The organism is Cetobacterium sp. 2G large, assembly GCF_014250655.1.
Classification (GTDB): Bacteria; Fusobacteriota; Fusobacteriia; order Fusobacteriales; family Fusobacteriaceae; genus Cetobacterium_A; species Cetobacterium_A somerae.
In genome coordinates this window covers 283,907-303,066 of the sequence record NZ_JACHTH010000005.1, presented here as the reverse complement: position 1 = coordinate 303,066, position 19,160 = coordinate 283,907, and the positions used below count along the sequence as shown (strand labels likewise).

16 protein-coding genes are annotated in these 19,160 nt (G+C 29.3%); 3 read left to right on the top strand and 13 right to left on the bottom strand.

Going from position 1 to position 19,160, the window contains the following annotated elements:
- Positions 1–13 precede the first annotated feature (13 nt).
- Positions 14–1,237, bottom strand: a complete 1,224-nt coding sequence (gene pepT / locus H5J23_RS04280) for a peptidase T (protein ID WP_185891088.1) — start codon at positions 1,235–1,237, stop codon at positions 14–16.
- A gap of 139 nt (positions 1,238–1,376) precedes the next feature.
- Here pepT and H5J23_RS04275 point away from each other — a divergent pair, with 139 nt between their 5' ends.
- Positions 1,377–2,063, top strand: coding sequence for a pseudouridine synthase (locus H5J23_RS04275; RefSeq protein ID WP_185891087.1), 687 nt, complete (start codon positions 1,377–1,379; stop codon positions 2,061–2,063).
- A gap of 33 nt (positions 2,064–2,096) precedes the next feature.
- Here H5J23_RS04275 and H5J23_RS04270 read toward each other — a convergent pair whose 3' ends face one another.
- The 11 genes from H5J23_RS04270 to rfaE2 all read right to left on the bottom strand — a co-directional run bounded on the left by H5J23_RS04270 (position 2,097) and on the right by rfaE2 (position 16,567).
- On the bottom strand, positions 2,097–3,344 hold the full coding sequence (locus H5J23_RS04270; RefSeq protein ID WP_185891086.1) for a GntP family permease: 1,248 nt from the start codon (positions 3,342–3,344) through the stop codon (positions 2,097–2,099).
- Positions 3,345–3,359: 15 nt separating this feature from the next.
- Positions 3,360–4,514, bottom strand: a complete 1,155-nt coding sequence (locus tag H5J23_RS04265; protein ID WP_185891085.1) for a glycerate kinase — start codon at positions 4,512–4,514, stop codon at positions 3,360–3,362.
- 103 nt (positions 4,515–4,617) lie between these two features.
- Entirely contained in the window at positions 4,618–5,331 is a 714-nt protein-coding gene (locus H5J23_RS04260; protein WP_370523838.1) for a queuosine precursor transporter, read from the bottom strand.
- A 16-nt stretch (positions 5,332–5,347) separates the two neighbouring features.
- Complete coding sequence (locus H5J23_RS04255) at positions 5,348–6,052, bottom strand: hypothetical protein (protein WP_023051541.1); 705 nt, start codon at positions 6,050–6,052, stop codon at positions 5,348–5,350.
- A gap of 256 nt (positions 6,053–6,308) precedes the next feature.
- Entirely contained in the window at positions 6,309–8,222 is a 1,914-nt protein-coding gene (gene thrS, locus H5J23_RS04250) for a threonine--tRNA ligase (RefSeq protein ID WP_023051539.1), read from the bottom strand.
- A 28-nt stretch (positions 8,223–8,250) separates the two neighbouring features.
- Complete coding sequence (locus H5J23_RS04245) at positions 8,251–11,874, bottom strand: hypothetical protein (protein ID WP_185891084.1); 3,624 nt, start codon at positions 11,872–11,874, stop codon at positions 8,251–8,253.
- Between the two features lie 88 nt (positions 11,875–11,962).
- Positions 11,963–12,277: a thioredoxin gene (gene trxA / locus H5J23_RS04240; RefSeq protein ID WP_023051537.1), complete on the bottom strand. Its 315-nt coding sequence runs from the start codon at positions 12,275–12,277 to the stop codon at positions 11,963–11,965.
- Between the two features lie 87 nt (positions 12,278–12,364).
- The gene (locus H5J23_RS04235; protein WP_185891083.1) at positions 12,365–14,953 is read right to left on the bottom strand and encodes an FAD-dependent oxidoreductase; all 2,589 of its coding nucleotides are present in this window, start codon (positions 14,951–14,953) and stop codon (positions 12,365–12,367) included.
- 16 nt (positions 14,954–14,969) lie between these two features.
- A complete protein-coding gene (gene tsaB, locus H5J23_RS04230) occupies positions 14,970–15,641 on the bottom strand; it encodes a tRNA (adenosine(37)-N6)-threonylcarbamoyltransferase complex dimerization subunit type 1 TsaB (RefSeq protein ID WP_185891081.1) in 672 nt (223 codons plus the stop codon).
- Positions 15,622–16,098 (bottom strand): tRNA (adenosine(37)-N6)-threonylcarbamoyltransferase complex ATPase subunit type 1 TsaE, encoded by a 477-nt coding sequence (gene tsaE / locus H5J23_RS04225; protein ID WP_185891079.1) that lies wholly within the window; start codon positions 16,096–16,098, stop codon positions 15,622–15,624. Before tsaE ends, tsaB begins: the two co-directional genes overlap by 20 nt.
- 7 nt (positions 16,099–16,105) lie before the next feature.
- The gene (gene rfaE2 / locus H5J23_RS04220; RefSeq protein WP_185891077.1) at positions 16,106–16,567 is read right to left on the bottom strand and encodes a D-glycero-beta-D-manno-heptose 1-phosphate adenylyltransferase; all 462 of its coding nucleotides are present in this window, start codon (positions 16,565–16,567) and stop codon (positions 16,106–16,108) included.
- 119 nt (positions 16,568–16,686) lie between these two features.
- Between rfaE2 and ruvC the strand changes: the two genes are divergently transcribed.
- A complete protein-coding gene (ruvC, locus tag H5J23_RS04215; RefSeq protein ID WP_040405952.1) occupies positions 16,687–17,262 on the top strand; it encodes a crossover junction endodeoxyribonuclease RuvC in 576 nt (191 codons plus the stop codon).
- Between the two features lie 23 nt (positions 17,263–17,285).
- Here ruvC and H5J23_RS04210 read toward each other — a convergent pair whose 3' ends face one another.
- The gene (locus H5J23_RS04210) at positions 17,286–18,476 is read right to left on the bottom strand and encodes a pyridoxal phosphate-dependent aminotransferase (RefSeq protein ID WP_023051531.1); all 1,191 of its coding nucleotides are present in this window, start codon (positions 18,474–18,476) and stop codon (positions 17,286–17,288) included.
- A 135-nt stretch (positions 18,477–18,611) separates the two neighbouring features.
- On the opposite strand from H5J23_RS04210, the gene H5J23_RS04205 reads away from it, so the two are divergent.
- Positions 18,612–19,160, top strand: coding sequence for a DUF308 domain-containing protein (locus H5J23_RS04205; RefSeq protein WP_185891075.1), 549 nt, complete (start codon positions 18,612–18,614; stop codon positions 19,158–19,160).

The window sequence follows — 19,160 nt, the reverse complement described above, 5'->3', positions numbered from 1 at the left end:
CCAAAACTGATATTTATCTAGATAAAATTTCAACAATTTTCAATATTACTTTTACTGATTGTTCCATTGATTCTATTGGAATAAATTCAAATTTACCATGAAAGTTGTGTCCACCTGTGAATATGTTTGGACAAGGTAGCCCTTTAAATGACAGTCTTGCTCCGTCAGTTCCACCTCTAATTGGCTTTATTATTGGTTTTACCCCAACTTCTATCATTGCATTTTTAGCTAAATCTACGATATGATAAACTGGTTCTATCATCTCTCTCATATTATAATAGCTATCTTTTAATGTTAAAATTATCTCTGCATCTTTATATTTTCCTTGAAGATATTTTACAGCATTTTCAATTAGTTCCTTCTTTTCTAAGAACTTCTCTTTTGAATGATCTCTTATTATGTAATCTATCTCTGTTGTTTCTATTGTTCCTTTGAAATTAGTTAATAAAAAGAACCCTTCATACCCTTCTGTATATTCAGGTCTTTCATTAGCTGGCAACATATCATTTAGTTCCATTGCTAATAACATCGCATTTATCATCTTATTTTTTGAAGCTCCTGGATGAATATCTCTTCCTTTGATTACTATATTTGCTGATGCGGCATTGAAGTTTTCAAACTCTAATTCTCCAACTTCTCCTCCATCAATTGTATAAGCAAACTTTGCTCCAAACTTTTCTACATCAAATAAATTTGCACCTCTTCCTATTTCTTCATCAGGAGTTATTCCTATTTTAATTTCTCCATGCTCAATAGTTGGATTCTCTTTTAAATATTTTAATGCTGTCATTATTTCAACTATACCAGCTTTATCATCTGCTCCTAAAAGCGTTGTTCCATCTGTTACAATTAATTTTTGATTTACATATTTTTTTAATTCTGGAAAATCTTTTACTGTCATTAATATATTTAAATCACTATTTAGTATAATATCATTACCATCATAGTTATCTATAATTCTTGGCTTTATATCATTACCATTAAATGATGGTGCTGTATCCATATGTGCTATAAATCCTATTGTTGGAATATCTTTTTGTGTATTTGATGGTAGTGTCCCCATAATATATCCATTTTCATCTAATGATATATCTACTAAACCAATCTCTTGTAAATCTTTAACTATAATCTTAGCTAAATTCCATTGAATCTCACTACTTGGACACGATTGACTTTTTGAATCTGATGTCGTATCAATTTTAACATATTGTAAAAACTTCTCTACTAAAAAACTCATTTTTCCTCCCAAAATTTACTTAAAATTATTTAACCCATATATAAATTAACATAATTTGTTTGAAAAAAATAGTCTATTTTGCAAATTTATCAAAAATATGTTAACATCTTATGTAAAATAAATTTTGTGAGGTTTAAATTTGAGATTAGAAAAATATTTAGTTCAATGTGGTGTTGCTAGTAGAAAAAAAATTAAAACTGCAATTGCTCAAGGAAGAGTTACTGTTAATGGGGATATTGAAGTTAACGATGCTACTGATGTTGAATGGGGAGAAGATATTATTACTTTTGATGGAATAATTCCAGAAAAAAAACAGCTAAAATACTATATTATGTATAAAATAGCAGGATATATAACTGCCATGGAAGATGAAAATAAAAAAACTGTTGCTGAACTTTTACCTGAATATATTGATAAAAATTCTGTTTTCCCTGTAGGACGACTTGATCGTGATACTGAAGGGGTTTTATTATTTACAAGTGATGGTGATTTAAGTCATGCTATGGCTCATCCAGATAGAAATATGGAAAAAACATACTATGTTGAACTAGATAAAGAAATTTCCCAAGAAGATATTATTGCTTTAGAGCAAGGTGTCATTCTAGATACCAACTATGCTGCACTTCCAGGTAAAGTAGAGTATTTAAATTCTAAATGTATTCATTTGACTATTACAGAAGGAAAGTATCATCAAGTAAAAAAAATGTTAAAAGCTGTTAAAAATAAAGTTATCTACCTTAAAAGAGTAAAGTTTGGTAATTTAACTCTTGATGGAATGATTCCTGGTGAAGTTAAAGAGATTAAAAGAGAAGATATTATTATATAAAAAAGATGCTGAAAAATTTTTCAGCATCTTTTTTTATCCAATTACTAAATAAGTTACAAAAGTAGAAAGAGCTAATACAAATCCTATTGCTGATTCATAAGGAATTAATTTTAATCTTTCTTCTAATTTTGTGTTACTAGCTCCACCTGTACTATGGAAAAATGATCCATGAGGTAGGTGATCTAAAACTGTAGCTCCTGAGTTTACCATTGCAGCTCCCCAAACAGCACTTACTCCAGCTGCTAATATTACTCCTGAAAATGTTGCTGATGCTATAGTTGCTCCAGCTGTTGTTGATGCTGTTGCTCCAGACATTAATGCCCCAGCTATTGGTGCTATTAATTGTTCACTAATATTTGCTTTTCCTAAAACTGATAATATAACATCTTTTAATGTTGAATTTTTTATTATTCCAGCAACTGTTCCAGTTCCTATTAAAAGAATAGCTACTCCTGACATCTTTTGTAACCCATATTCCATAGACTCTTTTAACTTTGAAGTTTTACCCATCGCCACAATTCCAACTAGTCCTCCAACAGGTAATGCTATTAAAGGATCTATATTAATTCCTGCTATTGGTCTTAAAGCCAATAAACTTATAGTTACAATTGGACCTATTATACTTCCAAAAAAACTTGGTAAATTTTCTCCACTACTCTGTTCAATTTCACTTTCTAAAACTTTTTCACCCTTTTCAACTAAAAGTTTAGCTATTAAAATTGTTGCAAATAATCCAACTATTGCTGGAATTATATTTACCCACATTACAGATGGAAGAGGGGCTCCAAAATTTTCCGCAGCTGCTATTGTATTTGGATTTGGTGATATTATATTTCCAGATTTTCCTCCACCTATCATTGCACATAACATTGCCATTTTAGATATTTTTAATCTTTTTGCTATAGCTAAAGCTATTGGTGATACAGTTATTACTGCTACATCTATAAATACTCCTATTGCTGTTAAAATAAGTGCTGATAAAGCTAATGCAAATATTGCTCTCTTTTCTCCTAAAGTATCTATTATTGTTTCAGCTATTTTTGTAGCTGCTTCTGTTTTTATTAGTATTCCTGCTAAGATACCAGCTGTTAAAATTCTAACTATTGCTGGTGTTACATCCTTTACTCCACTAACCATTAAGTTTACTGTTTCTGGAAGAGATACTCCTCCAGCTAATCCTCCTATTATAGCACCTAAAATTAAACTATAAGCCGGATTAGCTTTTCTCATTATCAATATTATAGCTATTATTAATCCCAATACTGCTCCAAATGCTGTCATTTCTTGCCTCCTATTTTATTTTGAGTATTTTTTCTCACAAACTTTTATCAATCTAAATATTTCCTCAGTATTTCCTTTTACAAACTTTTCAGCTGTATCTTTTTTCATAGCTTCCTCTAAAGTTATTGGATAATTTATTATTGAGAAGAAACTATCTATTCCTTTTTCGTGAGTTTGTACTGCATCATCTGTTAATCCTCCTGCTAAAGCTATTACAGGAATATCAAATTTTTTAGCTATTTTTGCAACTCCCACTGGTGCTTTTCCCATAGCTGTCTGATGATCTAATCTACCTTCTCCTGTTATAACAAAATCAGCATCTTTTAATTCTTTTTCTAAGCCTACTTTTTCTAATATCATATCTATTCCTGGTGACAATTTACCATTTAAGAAAGCTACTAAACCTCCTCCTAATCCACCTGCTGCTCCAGCTCCTGAAAGATTTGAAACATCTATATCCAACTCTTTCTTTATTACTTCTGATAAATCTTTTAATCCTTTATCTAGCTCTTTAACCATATCTTCAGTGGCACCCTTTTGTCTTGAGTAAATCTCTGCAGCTCCTTTTGGACCATAGAACGGATTATCAACATCACATGCCACTAAAAATCTACAATCTTTTAATTCGGGTAAACTCTTTGTCGAATCTATATATCTTACTTTAGATAAAATCTCTCCTCCAAATCCTAATTCTTTTTTATTTTCATCTAAAAATTTGTAACCTAAAGCTTGTAACATACCAAGTCCAGCATCATTTGTAGCACTTCCACCTATTCCAACTATAAATTCACGACATCCCTTTAATATTGCATCTTTTATTAACTCTCCTGTCCCATAAGTAGTTGTCTTCATAGGATTTCTTTTTTCCACTGGTATTAATGGCAGTCCTGATGCTTCTGCCATCTCAATTACCGCAGTTTTTCCATCTCCCATTATTCCATATCTAGCTTCAATTTTTTCCATAAGAGGATTATTTACTGTTACTGTTACAAATTTTCCTTTCGTTCCTTCAACTAAAGAAGCTACTGTTCCCTCTCCTCCATCAGCGATTGGTACCTTTATTACTTCAGCCTCTGGGTATACTCTTTTTACTCCAACTTCTATTGCTTGTCCAAGTTCATAAGAGCTTAAACTTCCTTTAAACGAATCTATAGCTACTACTACTTTCATAACTCCTCCTATAAATATTTTTAGTTATTTTACTTATTTTAGTATAGATATCCTTTTTTTTCAACACTATTTTAAAATAAAAAAGTGTTGAGAATACTCAACACTAGATAATTATCTTTTCTGTTACACTTTTATTTTCTTTTAGGTAACTAGCTAAATAAACAAATGGTGTATCCATTGTAGCTACTATAACTTTCATAACATAAGTTACTAAAAATATCTCTACTAAAACTTCAACTGGATAAACTCCTGCAAAAGCTATTGTTGTAAAAATAAGATTATCAATTAGTTGGCTTACTAAAGTACTAAAATTATTTCTTATCCATATATGTTTCTTTGCTGGAAACCTATTTTTCCAAAACTTATAAGCCCAAACATCATGTCTTTGTGAAACACCATAAGCTACTAATCCTGCAAAAAGTATTCTAGGCATAAAATCAAATATCATTTTTAAACTTTTAAAATTTTCTGCACCTGCTTGAACTGTACTTGGAACAAAAGATACTGCTAATTTCATTATTACTGCAGTTACAATCATACTTACAAACCCCAATTTAACAGCACTTTTTGCTTCTTCTTCACCATAATTTTCAGATAGAATATCTGTCACTAAAAATCCACCTGCATACATTATATTTCCTAAAGTCGTTTCAAATCCAAAAAGGTTTACTAAAAGCACAACCTGGATATTTGCTAATATACTACTAATTGGAACCCAAATAAAAAGTCCTAACTTTCCAAATTTTTTATATATAAAAATTATGCTAAAAAAATTAACAAAAAGCATTACTATCCATAAAATTTCATTTCTCATAATTATCTCCTTTTTAAAATTATTGTTCAAAAACTCCTAAATCTTTATTATCAATTAATAGTTCCACTCTTGGATCTTCTTGTAGTTGATTATAATTTTCTACAAACCACTTTACAAGCTCTTCATCTCTTTCAACTTCAGTTCCATTATTTATAAATATATTTACAGTTATACTTTTAAAATACTTCAAGCCAAGTTCAATATCTTTTTTTATCATCTCTTTTGTTTGACCTTTTACACAAATTAAAAGACATACTGAGTATAATTTTTTACTTAACTCTTCTATTTCTAGTGTATCTATTTTAAAGTTTTTTCCATATGAGTTTATTCTAAAATTATTGTCAAATGTCTCCATTCCCATTCTAAATCTTATATCTATACCTTTGAAAAACTCTCTAATTTCATCTAATCTATTTTTATATCCATAATAAATCTCAAAATATAATAATTTTATATTTTTATTATGAACAACTTCTCTAATTCTTTCTAATGTTTTTATAGGTAACTCAAATACTGAACCTGAATTTATTACCTCTAAAGCTCCAAACTCTCCCGTAACCTCTTGTAAAGTTTCTAAATTAACTTTATCTATTTCTAATTCATCCGTTGAATTATCCTCTATATAATTACAAAACTTACATTTTCCATATTTACATGGAAAACTTTTTAATAAGACTATCTCTCTTTTATTTTTATTTTCTATTTTACTATACCTAATTCCCATTTTCTTCTCCTAATTTTATTTTTAAATAAAAAAAGAGCAGGAAACTCCTGCTCAAATTTAAAAAAAGGGTACAACTCTCCCTTGTATTTTAATATTTTAAGCCTAGTTTTTTTAAGATGGAGGTTTCCGAACATCTACCATATAAATTATGGATTTATATTTATTTTACTCTTAATTCTATCATAGTTTTAAAATAAAATCAATTCTATAAAATCAAAAAAGAGACTGTACTAATTAAAATACAGTCTCTAAAATATTAGTTGTTAAATTTTGGTGCTGCTTCCTCTTTTATCATATCTATAAAGTTTTCTAATGACATAGATTCTTGATTTTGAGAACCAAATCTTCTTACATTTACTTCTCTATTTTCTACTTCATTTTTTCCAATTATTAATTGAACTGGAACTTTATATCTTCCATTAGCTTCTCTAATTTTATATCCAATAGATTCTGCTCTTGTATCTATCTCTGCTCTTATTCCAGATTCTTTTAACATATCTACAACTTCTTGTGCATAAGGAGCAACTTCATCATTTATAGTTAATACTTTAACTTGACAAGGTGCTAACCAAGTTGGGAATGCTCCTGCATAATGCTCTATTAAGATTCCCATGAATCTTTCTAAAGATCCATAAACAACTCTATGAATCATTACTGGTCTATGCTTTTCTCCATCTTCTCCAACATAAGAGATATCAAATCTCTCTGGTAAGTTAAAGTCTAGTTGAATAGTTCCACACTGCCAAGTTCTTCCTATAGCATCCTTAATTTTAAAGTCTAATTTTGGTCCGTAGAATGCTCCATCTCCTGGATTTAATTTATAATCTCTTCCAAGTCTCTTTAAAGCTCCCTCTAATGCAGATTCAGCTTTATCCCAAATCTCTTGAGATCCAATAGCTTTTTCAGGTCTTGTTGATAACTCAATTGCATATTCAAACCCAAATAATCCTCTATAGAACTTATCTATTAAGTTTACTACTCCTATAATTTCATCTTCTATTTGCTCAGGAGTCATAAAGATGTGAGCATCATCTTGAGTAAAGTTTCTTACTCTCATTAATCCATGAAGAGCTCCTGAAAACTCATGTCTATGAACAATTCCTAACTCTCCTGCTCTTATTGGTAAATCTTTATATGAATGCATTCCATGCTTATATACTAAAACTCCACCTGGACAGTTCATTGGTTTTATAGCAAATTCTGTCTCATCAATTTCTGATGTATACATATTTTCTCTATAATTCATCCAGTGTCCTGAAGTTTCCCACAACTCTTTATTTAGCATTATTGGAGTTTGAATCATCTCGTATCCAGCTTTTTCATGCTCTCTTCTCCATAAATCTGTTAAAACATTTCTCATCTTCATTCCGTTTGGTAAGAAGAATGGGAATCCTGGTCCAAAATCACTTGTAAAGAATAACTCTAGCTCTCTTCCTAACTTTCTGTGATCTCTTTTCTCAGCTTCTTCTAAAAACTTTAGATGTGCTTTTAATTGAGGCTCAGTTGCAAATGCAAATCCATAGATTCTTTGTAACATTTTGTTATTAGAATCTCCTCTCCAGTAAGCTCCAGCCACTGACTTTAATTTAAAAGCTTTTAAGTATGATGTAGACGGTACGTGTGGTCCTCTACATAAATCAATGAAATCTCCCTGTTTATAAAATGTTAACATCTCATTAGCTGGAATGCTTTCAATAATTTCAACTTTATAAGTTTCACCAAGATTTTTAAAATGTTCTATAGCTTCATCTCTAGTCATCTCAATTCTTTCAACTTTTATATTTTCTTTTGTAATTTTCTTCATTTCAGCTTCGATTCTTTCTAAATCTTCATCTGTAAATTGATTTTCAGGATCAAAGTCATAATAGAATCCATTCTCTATTGCTGGACCTATTGCTACTTTAGTTCCTGGGAAAAGTCTAATAACTGCTTGTGCTAATAAGTGCGCAGTTGAATGCTTTATTATCTCTTCTCCCTCTTCAGTTTCAGGAGTTATTATTTCAACATGAGCATCTCTATCTAGTACATAGCTCATATCAACTTCCTTTCCATCTACTTTTGCTCCAACAGCTTTCTTAGCTAAAGAGTTACTAATTGACTTTGCAACTTCAAACATATTTACACTGTTTTCAAACTCTTTTATATCTCCACTTGGTAATATTACTTTCATGTTTTTCTCCTTTTCTTCTATAAATATATTAATCCTCTAGATCATCTATTTTAATTCCATTAAATAGATATGTATCTGGAGTTGTCTTTTTATTTTGGTCAGTTGTTGCACCTAATCCGAATATATTACTTGTTGGGAATGTTAATAGTTTAAATTGGATAGCCATACTCCATTCATAGTCTTTAGTTCTATATGAATAATCTCTTTCATAAGCCACTGCCCACTCATAGTATCCAAACTCTTTTCCTATCTCAACACCAAATCCATCAAAAGTACTTCTTCCATTATCACCTTGTCCTCCAAGTTGATCATAGAATTTAACATATGCTTTTGTTCTCCAACCTTCACTTGGTTTTCCAACTTTAGCATTTAAACTAAACTCATGCTCTCTTTCTGAATCTCTCCAATCTAATTTTTTCTCATCTGATACTCCATAGTTTGTATAATTAGATTTTTGATTATAAATATAACCTAATCCTATTCTATTGTACGAATAGAACAATCTTCCTTCTAACTCCTCCAATGACTTCAAGTAATCACCAGTCATTTCATATCTCTTATCATTTCTTTGCATCATTAAAGAAGCATGGAAACCTCTTTTATAATCTCCAAAATATGTTCTATCGTCAATTATTCTATTTAAATTAAATGTTCTAGCTCTAGAATTTTCTCTATCTTCAAGAACTTGTCTAATTCTGTCTATTTCAACTTGGGATAATTGATCTGGAGTTTTATTATACTCTGAAGATGCATATGAAACTAATTCTGCATCTGTAAATCTCTTATCTTTATAAGTATAAGCTAAATAAACTATATCTGAGTTATATCTACTTAACGTAGGATTCCATTCACCCGCATTTTTATAATCTTCATAGCTAGCTCTATATAAATGCTCTACATCTCCACCTACTAAATATGAAACTGAATAAGTTTTATTTTTAGTATTAATTACTTTTGCTCCCAACTCATCTCTTTCATCTTTACCTTGAATATACTCTAAATTTAATTTATTTTTTCCAAAATCATAAGTATAACCATAGACATCTTCTCTAATTTTTTCTTCAGCATTATTTACATTTTCTATTTCCCAGATACTAGAATCTATTCTACGATTTTTATAATAGAAATAGTTATTTGCATATCTGTAATTAGCACCATAATTCTCAAAAGTCAAATCATTATGATTTTCATCTTTTTTATTATAATCTGTAAATCTTTTATCTGAACCATATTCTAAACCAAAACTATTTTTATCATCAATTAAGAAATCTAAATTTTGATTTAATATTTCACCTTTTTTATTGTCATTACTTGCTCTTTTTATCTCTTTATAATCAACTTTATATACAGTTTCAGTATTTCCTAAATCAAATGTAACAGTATCTGTAACCTGTTGAATATTATCCTTTTGAGCCATTCTTACATCTTTAGTAATTTTTGAATCTGAGTTATAAGAATACTCTTGGAACATATAAGTTAATCTATTTAATAAAGATAAATCTGTTTTTCTCTCTTTGTTTTCACTATTATCAAATATAGTTACATTATGAGTAAATCCAGCTCTATATCTAGTTGAACTATCATCTGTTGATATCTCTTTGTCAGCTAAATTATCATACCCTTTATCATACTGATCAAATCTTACATTTCCATATACTTCTAGATTTCCAAGTCTTGATAACGATAGTTTTTCATCAGATAAACCTACTTCATAGAAATTTGAGTTATTTACATATATTCTATATGCACTTCTATCCCAAGGATTATTTATATCACCATAGTGATAAATCCCTTCTCTATCCCATATCTCTTCTTTTGTATTACCTCCAGCTATTGTTAGCTTTAATGAATCATACATAAAGTCTACGTAAGCTCTATTCTCAGATGTTTTATTATAAATAATATTTTCATATCTATTATATTGTAAATCTCTATAATTATTAGTTTTTGTAGTTCCATCAAATAAAGCAGTTTTTCTAAATGGATCATTTTGTAAGTTTAGTTTATGCTCAAACTCAGTATAATCATACCCAACTTTATAGAATACATCTTTATATAGATGATATTCACCTAAAGAGGTCTTTAGATCCTTGCTATCATATATACTATATTGTTCTACAGTCCATGGAGTATAATCAAACTTTATTCCATAAAAGCCTTGATTATCTAATTTACTAAAATTTGGATCTCTTTCCCAAGAGTTTAACTCTCTGAATTTATTTCCTGTTTTATCATCATAAGATATATTAATCTTATTTACTTTATCATTAAAATTAAATCCAAAATTCTCAGCTCTTGACTGCAAGTCTTGTTTTGTAGATCCTGGATCCATATCATAAAGATAGTTATAATATGCTCCTACTGAATATCTATCATTTTCTTTCTTTATAGATACATCGCTTGTTAAATCATAGTCTGCTGATGATCCATAGTCCATATCATCCAATTGATCTGCTACTATTACTCCATATACTTTTTTATCAGAAACAAGATTTACATCAGCTTTAATGCTAATATCTTTATCTTCTCCTAAATTTGTTAACTCTGTATTTAAAGTATAGAATCCTAAACTTCCACCACGATCTGGTATACCATCAACATATTTCCATGTATTGCCTGGTCTTCCTTGGTTTCCTGGACCATAAAAATACTTATCTATCGCATCATCTAAAGTTGGAATCATGTTATATGTTGCGTTCTTATAATTTAAATTAAAGAATCCATATTCACCAGAATAGTTATGATTGTAATTGAAATCCCATCTATTGAAGTTTCTTTCTACATCATTTCCATCGGCTTTTTTATCTATTAACCAATCATTAATATTTAATTGTCCTTTTCCATAGGTTCCAAAATCATACCAATTTTCCATTCTACCTATTAAAAGTCCTATTCTATCTCCAAATTTTGGTGCTATACCACCTTTAAATTTACTATCTTTATCTCCCCATAAAACCCCTGATGTTATAAACCATCCGTAGTCATCATCATTTCCCCAACTTGGGAATAAAGGAACTTCTGAACCTTGTCTTATATTAAATCTATACCAAGGTAATGAAAATGGGATTACATCTGTATCTCCTATGAAAAGATTTGTATTTCTAAAGGTTACTTGTTTATCTGGTTCAATTACTATTGTATCAGATTGTAAATGGTAACCAACTTCTTCTGGGTTTCTATTCTCAAGAATTTTAGGATCTGTTGTAAACCATGCGTCTCTTAAATAAGTTTTCCCATTTAAGTACTCTGTTTTATTTCCACCAAAATAGATTCTATCATTTGGCTTTTCTGCACCAGTTACCTGACCAACTTCAAGATATCCAAAACTTTTACCAAAACTTCCAGTTTTCCCCTCTGTATCAAACTCTCCATTTAGTGAGTCCATTCTCAATTTTCCTGTAGGCTCATCTGCTTCTAGATAGAACTCTCCTGGAATATAAGCTCTATTTTTCTCTCTGTCAACTTTAACTTCAAAAGCTTTTAACTTTAAAGATCCATATCTTACATTTACTCCGTCTGTCGAAGTCATCGTATCTGAATTCAAGTCTATCTCAACTTCATTTTGTAAATCATCAATCTTTTCTGTTTGTGCTTTTAAACTGGTTATAGCAACAACCATTAAAGCTAAAATTAAATAGATTTTACTTTTCATTGGCCCTCCCATTTTCCCATTTTATGTTAATTTCAATTATACCATAAAACAAAAAAGGTTGCCAGTAGCAACCTTTTTATTTATTATTTTAATAAGAATTCAATTTTTCTAAAAGCTCTGATTTTTGTCTTAACCCAACTATTTGATCAACTTTAACTCCATCTTTGAATATAATCATTGTTGGAATACTTCTAATTCCGTAATCTCCTGCTAAGTCTCCACTTTCATCTACATTTACCTTACAGATTTTTGCTTCAGTTTCTCCTGAAAGCTCTTCTAAAATTGGCGCTAACATTTTGCAAGGCCCACACCAATCAGCCCAGAAATCAACTAATACTAATCCTTTTGATTCAATAACTTCACCTTTAAAATTTGAATTATTTAAACTTAAAACCTTTCCCATTTTTTCCTCCTTAATATGGAAAATATTCCTTTAAATATATTTGTACTTTAACATAGACAACTATTTTTGTCAATTTTAATTTACTACCTATTTATAGAACTTTTTTAATAGATTTCCTTTTTTTTCTTTATCTTTTAATCCTTTAATTATAACTATACCTTTTTCTATATCTCCAATTAATATTCCAGATGATAATTCATTATTTTTAAAGTTTAATTTTTTATAAATTAAATCATCATAATCTCTTTCACAAATCGAATCTTGAGTTTCTAAAACACCACCTGCTGAGAATATTTTTGTTCCCATTCCTTCAAAAGTAACTGGTTGTATTTTATCTTCATATTTTTCTTCAATTCCGATAGAATTAAGTCCTGCTACTTTTCCTTGATCTGAAGATATTTGCCATAATCCAATTACATTTCCCTTATACTCAGCCACATCTCCACAAGCATAAATATCTTTTACAGATGTTTCCATTTTTTCATTAACAATTATCCCTCTATTAATAGCAATACCTGCTTTTTCAGCTAACTCTTTATTAGGAATTATTCCTGAACTAATTATAACAATATCTGCTTCGATTACTTCTCCACTATCTAAATGAATTCCCTCTACTTTTTGAGTTCCATCAAATTTTTCTGCTTTAGAGTTTTTATAAAGTTTTATATCACTTTTATTAATACATGATTCAAATATTTTTGACCCTTCTTCATCAAGTTGTCTTGGAAGCATTCTTTGCATCATCTCAACAACAGTAACTTCTAATCCTAATTTCTGAAGTCCACATGCTGATTCTAATCCTAAAACTCCTCCACCTATTACAACAGCTTTTTTCTTTCCAATGCAATAATTTTTAATTGCATCTACATCCTCTTTATTTCTAACAGTAAATATTCCTTCTAAATGAGAGTTACCAATGCTTGGAACCATTGCTCTTGCTCCTGTAGCTATAACAAGTTTATCATACGATATTTCTTGCCCATCTTCTGTTTTTATAATTTTATTTTTAGAATCTATATCCTCCACTATTTTTTTCAAAGAGATTTCAATTTTTTTATCTTTATACCACTCTTCTGGTTTTACTAAGAATTTTTCTCTTGAAATATTTTCTCCAATCATTTCAGACAATAATGTTCTATAATATGGATACTCTTTCTCTTTAGATAAAATAACTATCTTAGCTTTGTCATTTCTTTCTCTAATTACTTGAGCAGTAGATAAAGCTGCAATTCCTCCACCTATTATAACTATTTTTTCTTCAGCATCACTTTTTTCAATTTTTTTATCTAGCGGCGATGGTACAAAGAATTCTCTTCCAACTCCACATGCTGGGCAAACCTCTGGGGGATCAATTTGAACATAAGATTCTCCACAAACACTGCATGTCCATCTCATTAATTTTCTATCTGGATTTAAATTCTCCATAACTGTATCCACCACCTTTTCTGGGAGTGTTTTCAAACACATATGCTTTGCAAACTCTTTTCCAAATTCAAATGCTGTATCTAAATCTTTTCTAGATGCTCTAAAATTAACTTTCATCCCATCTATAACATGCATTCTAAGTTCTTTTAATCTAGAAATTATATTAGGAACAGCTTCTCCACTCCACCCATAACTTCCAAAAGCTGATACATATTTTCCACCATGAACGATTGGATTTAACGATGTTAAAAGATTCCAAATAACCGGCAATGTATCTCCGTTTATAGTACAGCTTCCAAATAGTATCCCATCTGCCCATTGAAATTCTCTTAAAATCTCACCTTCTAATTTTCCAAAGTTATCTATATTTAAATCATAACTTTTTACTTCTATAGTAGAATTGTAATCTTTTATTCCTTTTTCAATTTCTTGAGCTAGCTCTCTTGTATATCCATAAGCTGTTGCATATGGGATTATAATACTTTTAAATTCATTTGGATTTTTTACTGTTGACCAATTTTTATATGTTTGTATCATTTTATCGATATCAATATCTAAAACAGGACCATGCCCTGGAAGTATTGCATCAATCTTTAAATCTTTAATTTTTTCAATTCCTTCTAACATATATTTTCTAAAAGGTGAAAATATACACATATAATAGTATCTTAAAGCAACCATATAATCTTTATGTCTTTCAACTGGAACTTTTGATAATAATATACCATCAAAACTAAAATGAGAACCAAATGAATCACATGTCACTAGATATTTATCCTCTTCTATATAAGTATACATTGAATCTGGCCAATGTAAAAATGGTGCTGATATAAATTTCAACGTTTTATTTCCTAAAGATATGGTGTCATCTTGTCCTACAATTATATGAGGAAAATCTTTATTTAGTATACCTCTTAAAAACTCAATTGTATTTTTTGATCCAACAACTTTAGCATTTGGTGCTAAATCTAATAATTTTCCAACAGATCCTGAATGGTCTGGTTCTGTATGATTTAATACAATATAATCAATTTTACTGATGTCATCTAAACATGTTTTTAATCTTTCTAAAAACTCTTGGAATTTATTTTCTTTTACAGTTTCGAAAACTGCTATTTTTTTATCACCCTTAACTAAATAAGAGTTATATGTCGTCCCAAATTGAGTCTCCATAATCACATCAAACACTTTCAGATCTGGATTTAATGCTCCAATCCAATAGATTCCATCTTTCAATTTAAAAGAGTTCATAAGCCCACCTCGATATTTATTTACCTTCTTTTTCTCTTTCAGCTTGAGATTTTGTTACATAGTATGGCTCAAGAGTAAATAAATTATCCTCTTTATTTTCAGCTAATTCAGCTAATAAAGAAGCTCTAGATATATTTAAAGATTTTTTAATAAATATACATTTATCTCCTAGTTTTTCTCTTATTATATCTTCGTATGCAGATGCTCCATCTCCAACAAATACAGTTTCTTCATCCACAATATTTAATATATTCTCTAGTTCTTCAGCCATATATTCTCCATCTAACATAAAGGCATCATTCTTTTTCTTATATACTCCAGAGAATACTCTTTCCTTTCTTGCATCTAACATTGCTATAACTTTTTTATCACCATTATATGTATTCGCAAGTAAATCTAGTTCATTTATTCCAGCAATTGGCTTTTTTAAAGCGTATGCTAAGCCTTTAGCTAACCCTACTCCAATTCTTATTCCAGTAAATGAACCTGGCCCTGTACTTACAGCAATTTTATCAATCTCTTTTTTATCTATCCCAGTTAAATTAAATAATGTATCTATTGTTGTCATTGTTATTGCTGAGTGGTTTTGCTTTACATTCAAAGTTATTTCTCCAACAACGCCTTTTTTATTATCATAAATAGCTACTGTTCCTATATTTGTAGATGTATCAATTGCTAAAATCAACATATTTTAACATCTCCTCCTCTTTTTCTTTATCTCCTATATACTCTAAACTAACACTTCTAACCTCTTGCTCTTCTTTATCTAAAGCATATTCAAACTCTATCTTTATATATTTTTTAGGCAACTCACTTTCAATTATATTTGCCCACTCTATAAGAGCTACTCCATCATTATTTATGTAATCTTCATAACCAATTTCATAAATCTCTTCTGGACTTCCTAATCTATATACATCAAAATGATAAAGAGGTAATCTTCCATCCAAGTACTCTAAAACATAGTTAAATGTCGGACTTTTCAAATTATCCATTATCCCAAAAGCTTTTGCAAAAGTTTTTGTAAACGTTGTTTTCCCTGTTCCTAAATCACCTATTAGAGCTACTACTGTATTTGGTGAAACACAATCTGCTAGTTTTTTAGCTAATATATTAATTTCATCAAATGTTAATATTTTTTTCATAATTCACCTACCCTTGTATCTTATTAACTATGTTCGTTGTAGACTTCCCCTCTACAAACCCTAAAATTCTAACTTCTCCACCATTTTTCTCTACAATTTTTGTCTCTGGAAGATCATCTTTTGTATAATCTCCTCCTTTTACATGAATTGAAGGTTTTAATTCATCTAATAACTCACAAGGAGTATCTTCTTCAAATATAACTGTATAATCTACAGCTTTTAAACCACAAAGCATTTCAGCTCTATCTACTTCACTATTAATTGGTCTACTTTCACCTTTTAATCTTTTTACAGACGCATCTGAATTTACTCCAACAACAAGTATATCCCCTTGTCTTTTAGCCTCATTTAAATATGTTAAATGTCCTACATGTAGAATGTCAAAACACCCATTTGTAAAAACTACTTTTTTATTTTGCATCTTTAACTCTTCTATTAATTGCGCTGCCATAGCTCTTTTTAAAATCATATATACTCTCCTATTATGCTATCTTTTTATGTTTTCTATTATACCATAATTTTTAAACTTATATACATCTCCTAGTTTTTTTTCTTATCTCATGCTAAACTATTTTAGAGGTGATTTTTTTGAGAATTTTAGGTATTGATCCTGGTACTGCAATCGTTGGATATTCAATTGTAGATTATAAAGAAAATAAAATTAATTTAATAAAATACGGATGTGTTTTCACAGATAAAAATCTTCCTATGGAAGATAGACTTTTACAAATTTTTAATGAACTTGAAGAGATTATAGATTTTTATGCTCCACAATTCATGGCTGTTGAGGAACTTTTCTTTTTTAAAAATAATAAAACAGTTATTAGCGTTGGACAAGCTAGAGGTGTTATAATCCTAGCTGGAAAAAAAAATAATTTGCAAATAGAGAGTTATACACCACTTCAAGTTAAAATGGGTATTACTGGTTATGGTAAAGCAGATAAAAAACAAGTACAACTTATGGTTCAAAAAATCTTAAAGCTAGAAGAGATTCCTAAACCTGATGATGCTGCTGATGCTATTGCTGTAGCTATTACACATATTAACTCTCTTACAAACTCTTTATATACTCCTAAAGTAGCCGCTCCTATAAAAATAGAAAAAGAGATTAAAAGTAATCGAATGACTGCTAAAGAATTTAGAGAACTTCTATTAAAAAAATAAAACGCTAGAATCCTAGCGTTTTTTTATTTATTATTATATTTTTTTAATCCTAAATCTATTATTTTTATCGCTTTTTCCAATCTATCTAATTCTAAAGCATAAGATATTCTAATTTTATTTAATCCTAACTCTTCATTTTGATAGAAACCTTTTGCTGGTGCTAACATAACTGTTGAATTGTCATATGAAAACTCTCCTAATAACCACTTAGAAAAATCTGTTGCATCTTTTACAGGAAGTTCAACGATACAATAAAACGCTCCTTCTGGCTTATTTAATACTACTCCATCTATTTTATTTAATCCTTCATATAAGAAATCTCTTCTTTCCATATATTTTTTATTAACAGCTTCGTAGTAATCTTTACCCATACATCTATATAATGCTTCTGCTCCAACCATATCAAGAGTTGATATTGATAATCTTGATTGACATAACTTTAAAATATAAGACATAAACTCTTTATTTTTATTTAATATTGTTCCAACTCTTGCACCACATGTTGAAAATCTTTTTGAAATAGAATCTATAAGTATTATTCTATCTAAATTATCTACGAAAGTTCCACAACTAACTGTATCCTTTCCATCATAAATAAATTCTCTGTAAACTTCATCACTTATTAAAAATAAATTTCTATCTTTTGATATTTCATTTAACATTAAAAGCTCGTCTTTCGAGTAAACTGATCCTGTAGGATTTCCCGGATTTGAAAACATTATAGCTTTTGTTTTTTCTGTAATTAAATTTTCAATTACACTTTTTTCTGGAAGTTTGAAGTTTTCCTCAAATTTTGTAGGAATTCCCACAACCTTAATTCCTAACATAGCAAAAAAACTGTTATAATTTGCATAATATGGTTCAGGAATTAAAACTTCTTCACCTGCATTAAAAAGTGTCATTAGTGTAAATAATAATGCTTCACTTCCACCTGCAGTTATTAATATTTCATCATTTTCATAATTTATTCCTAAATTATTATAGTATTTTTTTATTGAGTCTATTAACTCTTTTCTCCCTGATGAGTCCGAATAAGCTATTGTTCTCTCTCCAAAATTCTCTATTGCTTCAAAGAACTCCTTTGGAGTTTCTAAATCTGGTTGACCTATATTTAAATGTATTATATCTACACCAGCATCCTTAGCCTTTTTTGAATATGGTATTAACTCTCTCACTGGAGATGTTTTTAAATTTTGTATATTTTTTGAAAACACCTGTCCCTCCTAAAAAAACTTTTTTAATATTATATCAATCTATCGCATTTATGTGAAGTTTTTTTTAATTGAAGTGTTTTCTAAACTCTGATATAATTCAATCAATAACTATTCTTTATAAGGAGAGAATTTATAATGGCAATAAAATTTAAATCATTTTTCTTAACATTAGGAATTTTTTACATTTTAATAGGAGCTCTTGGAATTAGCAATATGGGATTTTTCAATCAAAATATAGAGTATATTTTAAGTACTGTTTTATTTTTAAATGGTATATATCATGTTTTCTATTCAATGACAAATCGAAAAAGTCCATACTTCCATTGGGGGCTTGTTCTAGGTGAGGGAATAATCGAGCTTATATCTGTAGCTATCATTCTTTTAAACACTTTTACTAGTCAATTATTTTTTACAAGTTATATTGGTGGACTTCTTTGTCTAAAGGGTTTAATCTTAATTTTAGGTAGAGACAATAAACTTACATCTTGGGAGAATACAAAAGCTAAAGTAAAAATCTTAGTTATTGTAAAAGGTCTTTTACATTTTTTATTTGGTTCTTTAATCATTGTATTACCTTTGCTAACTGATAAAGCTGTTTATGTTGTTTTTGGATGGTATATCTTATTTTTAGGAATCCATTTTTTAACAGAGGAATATATTACCAATAAAAAAAGTGATGTTTAA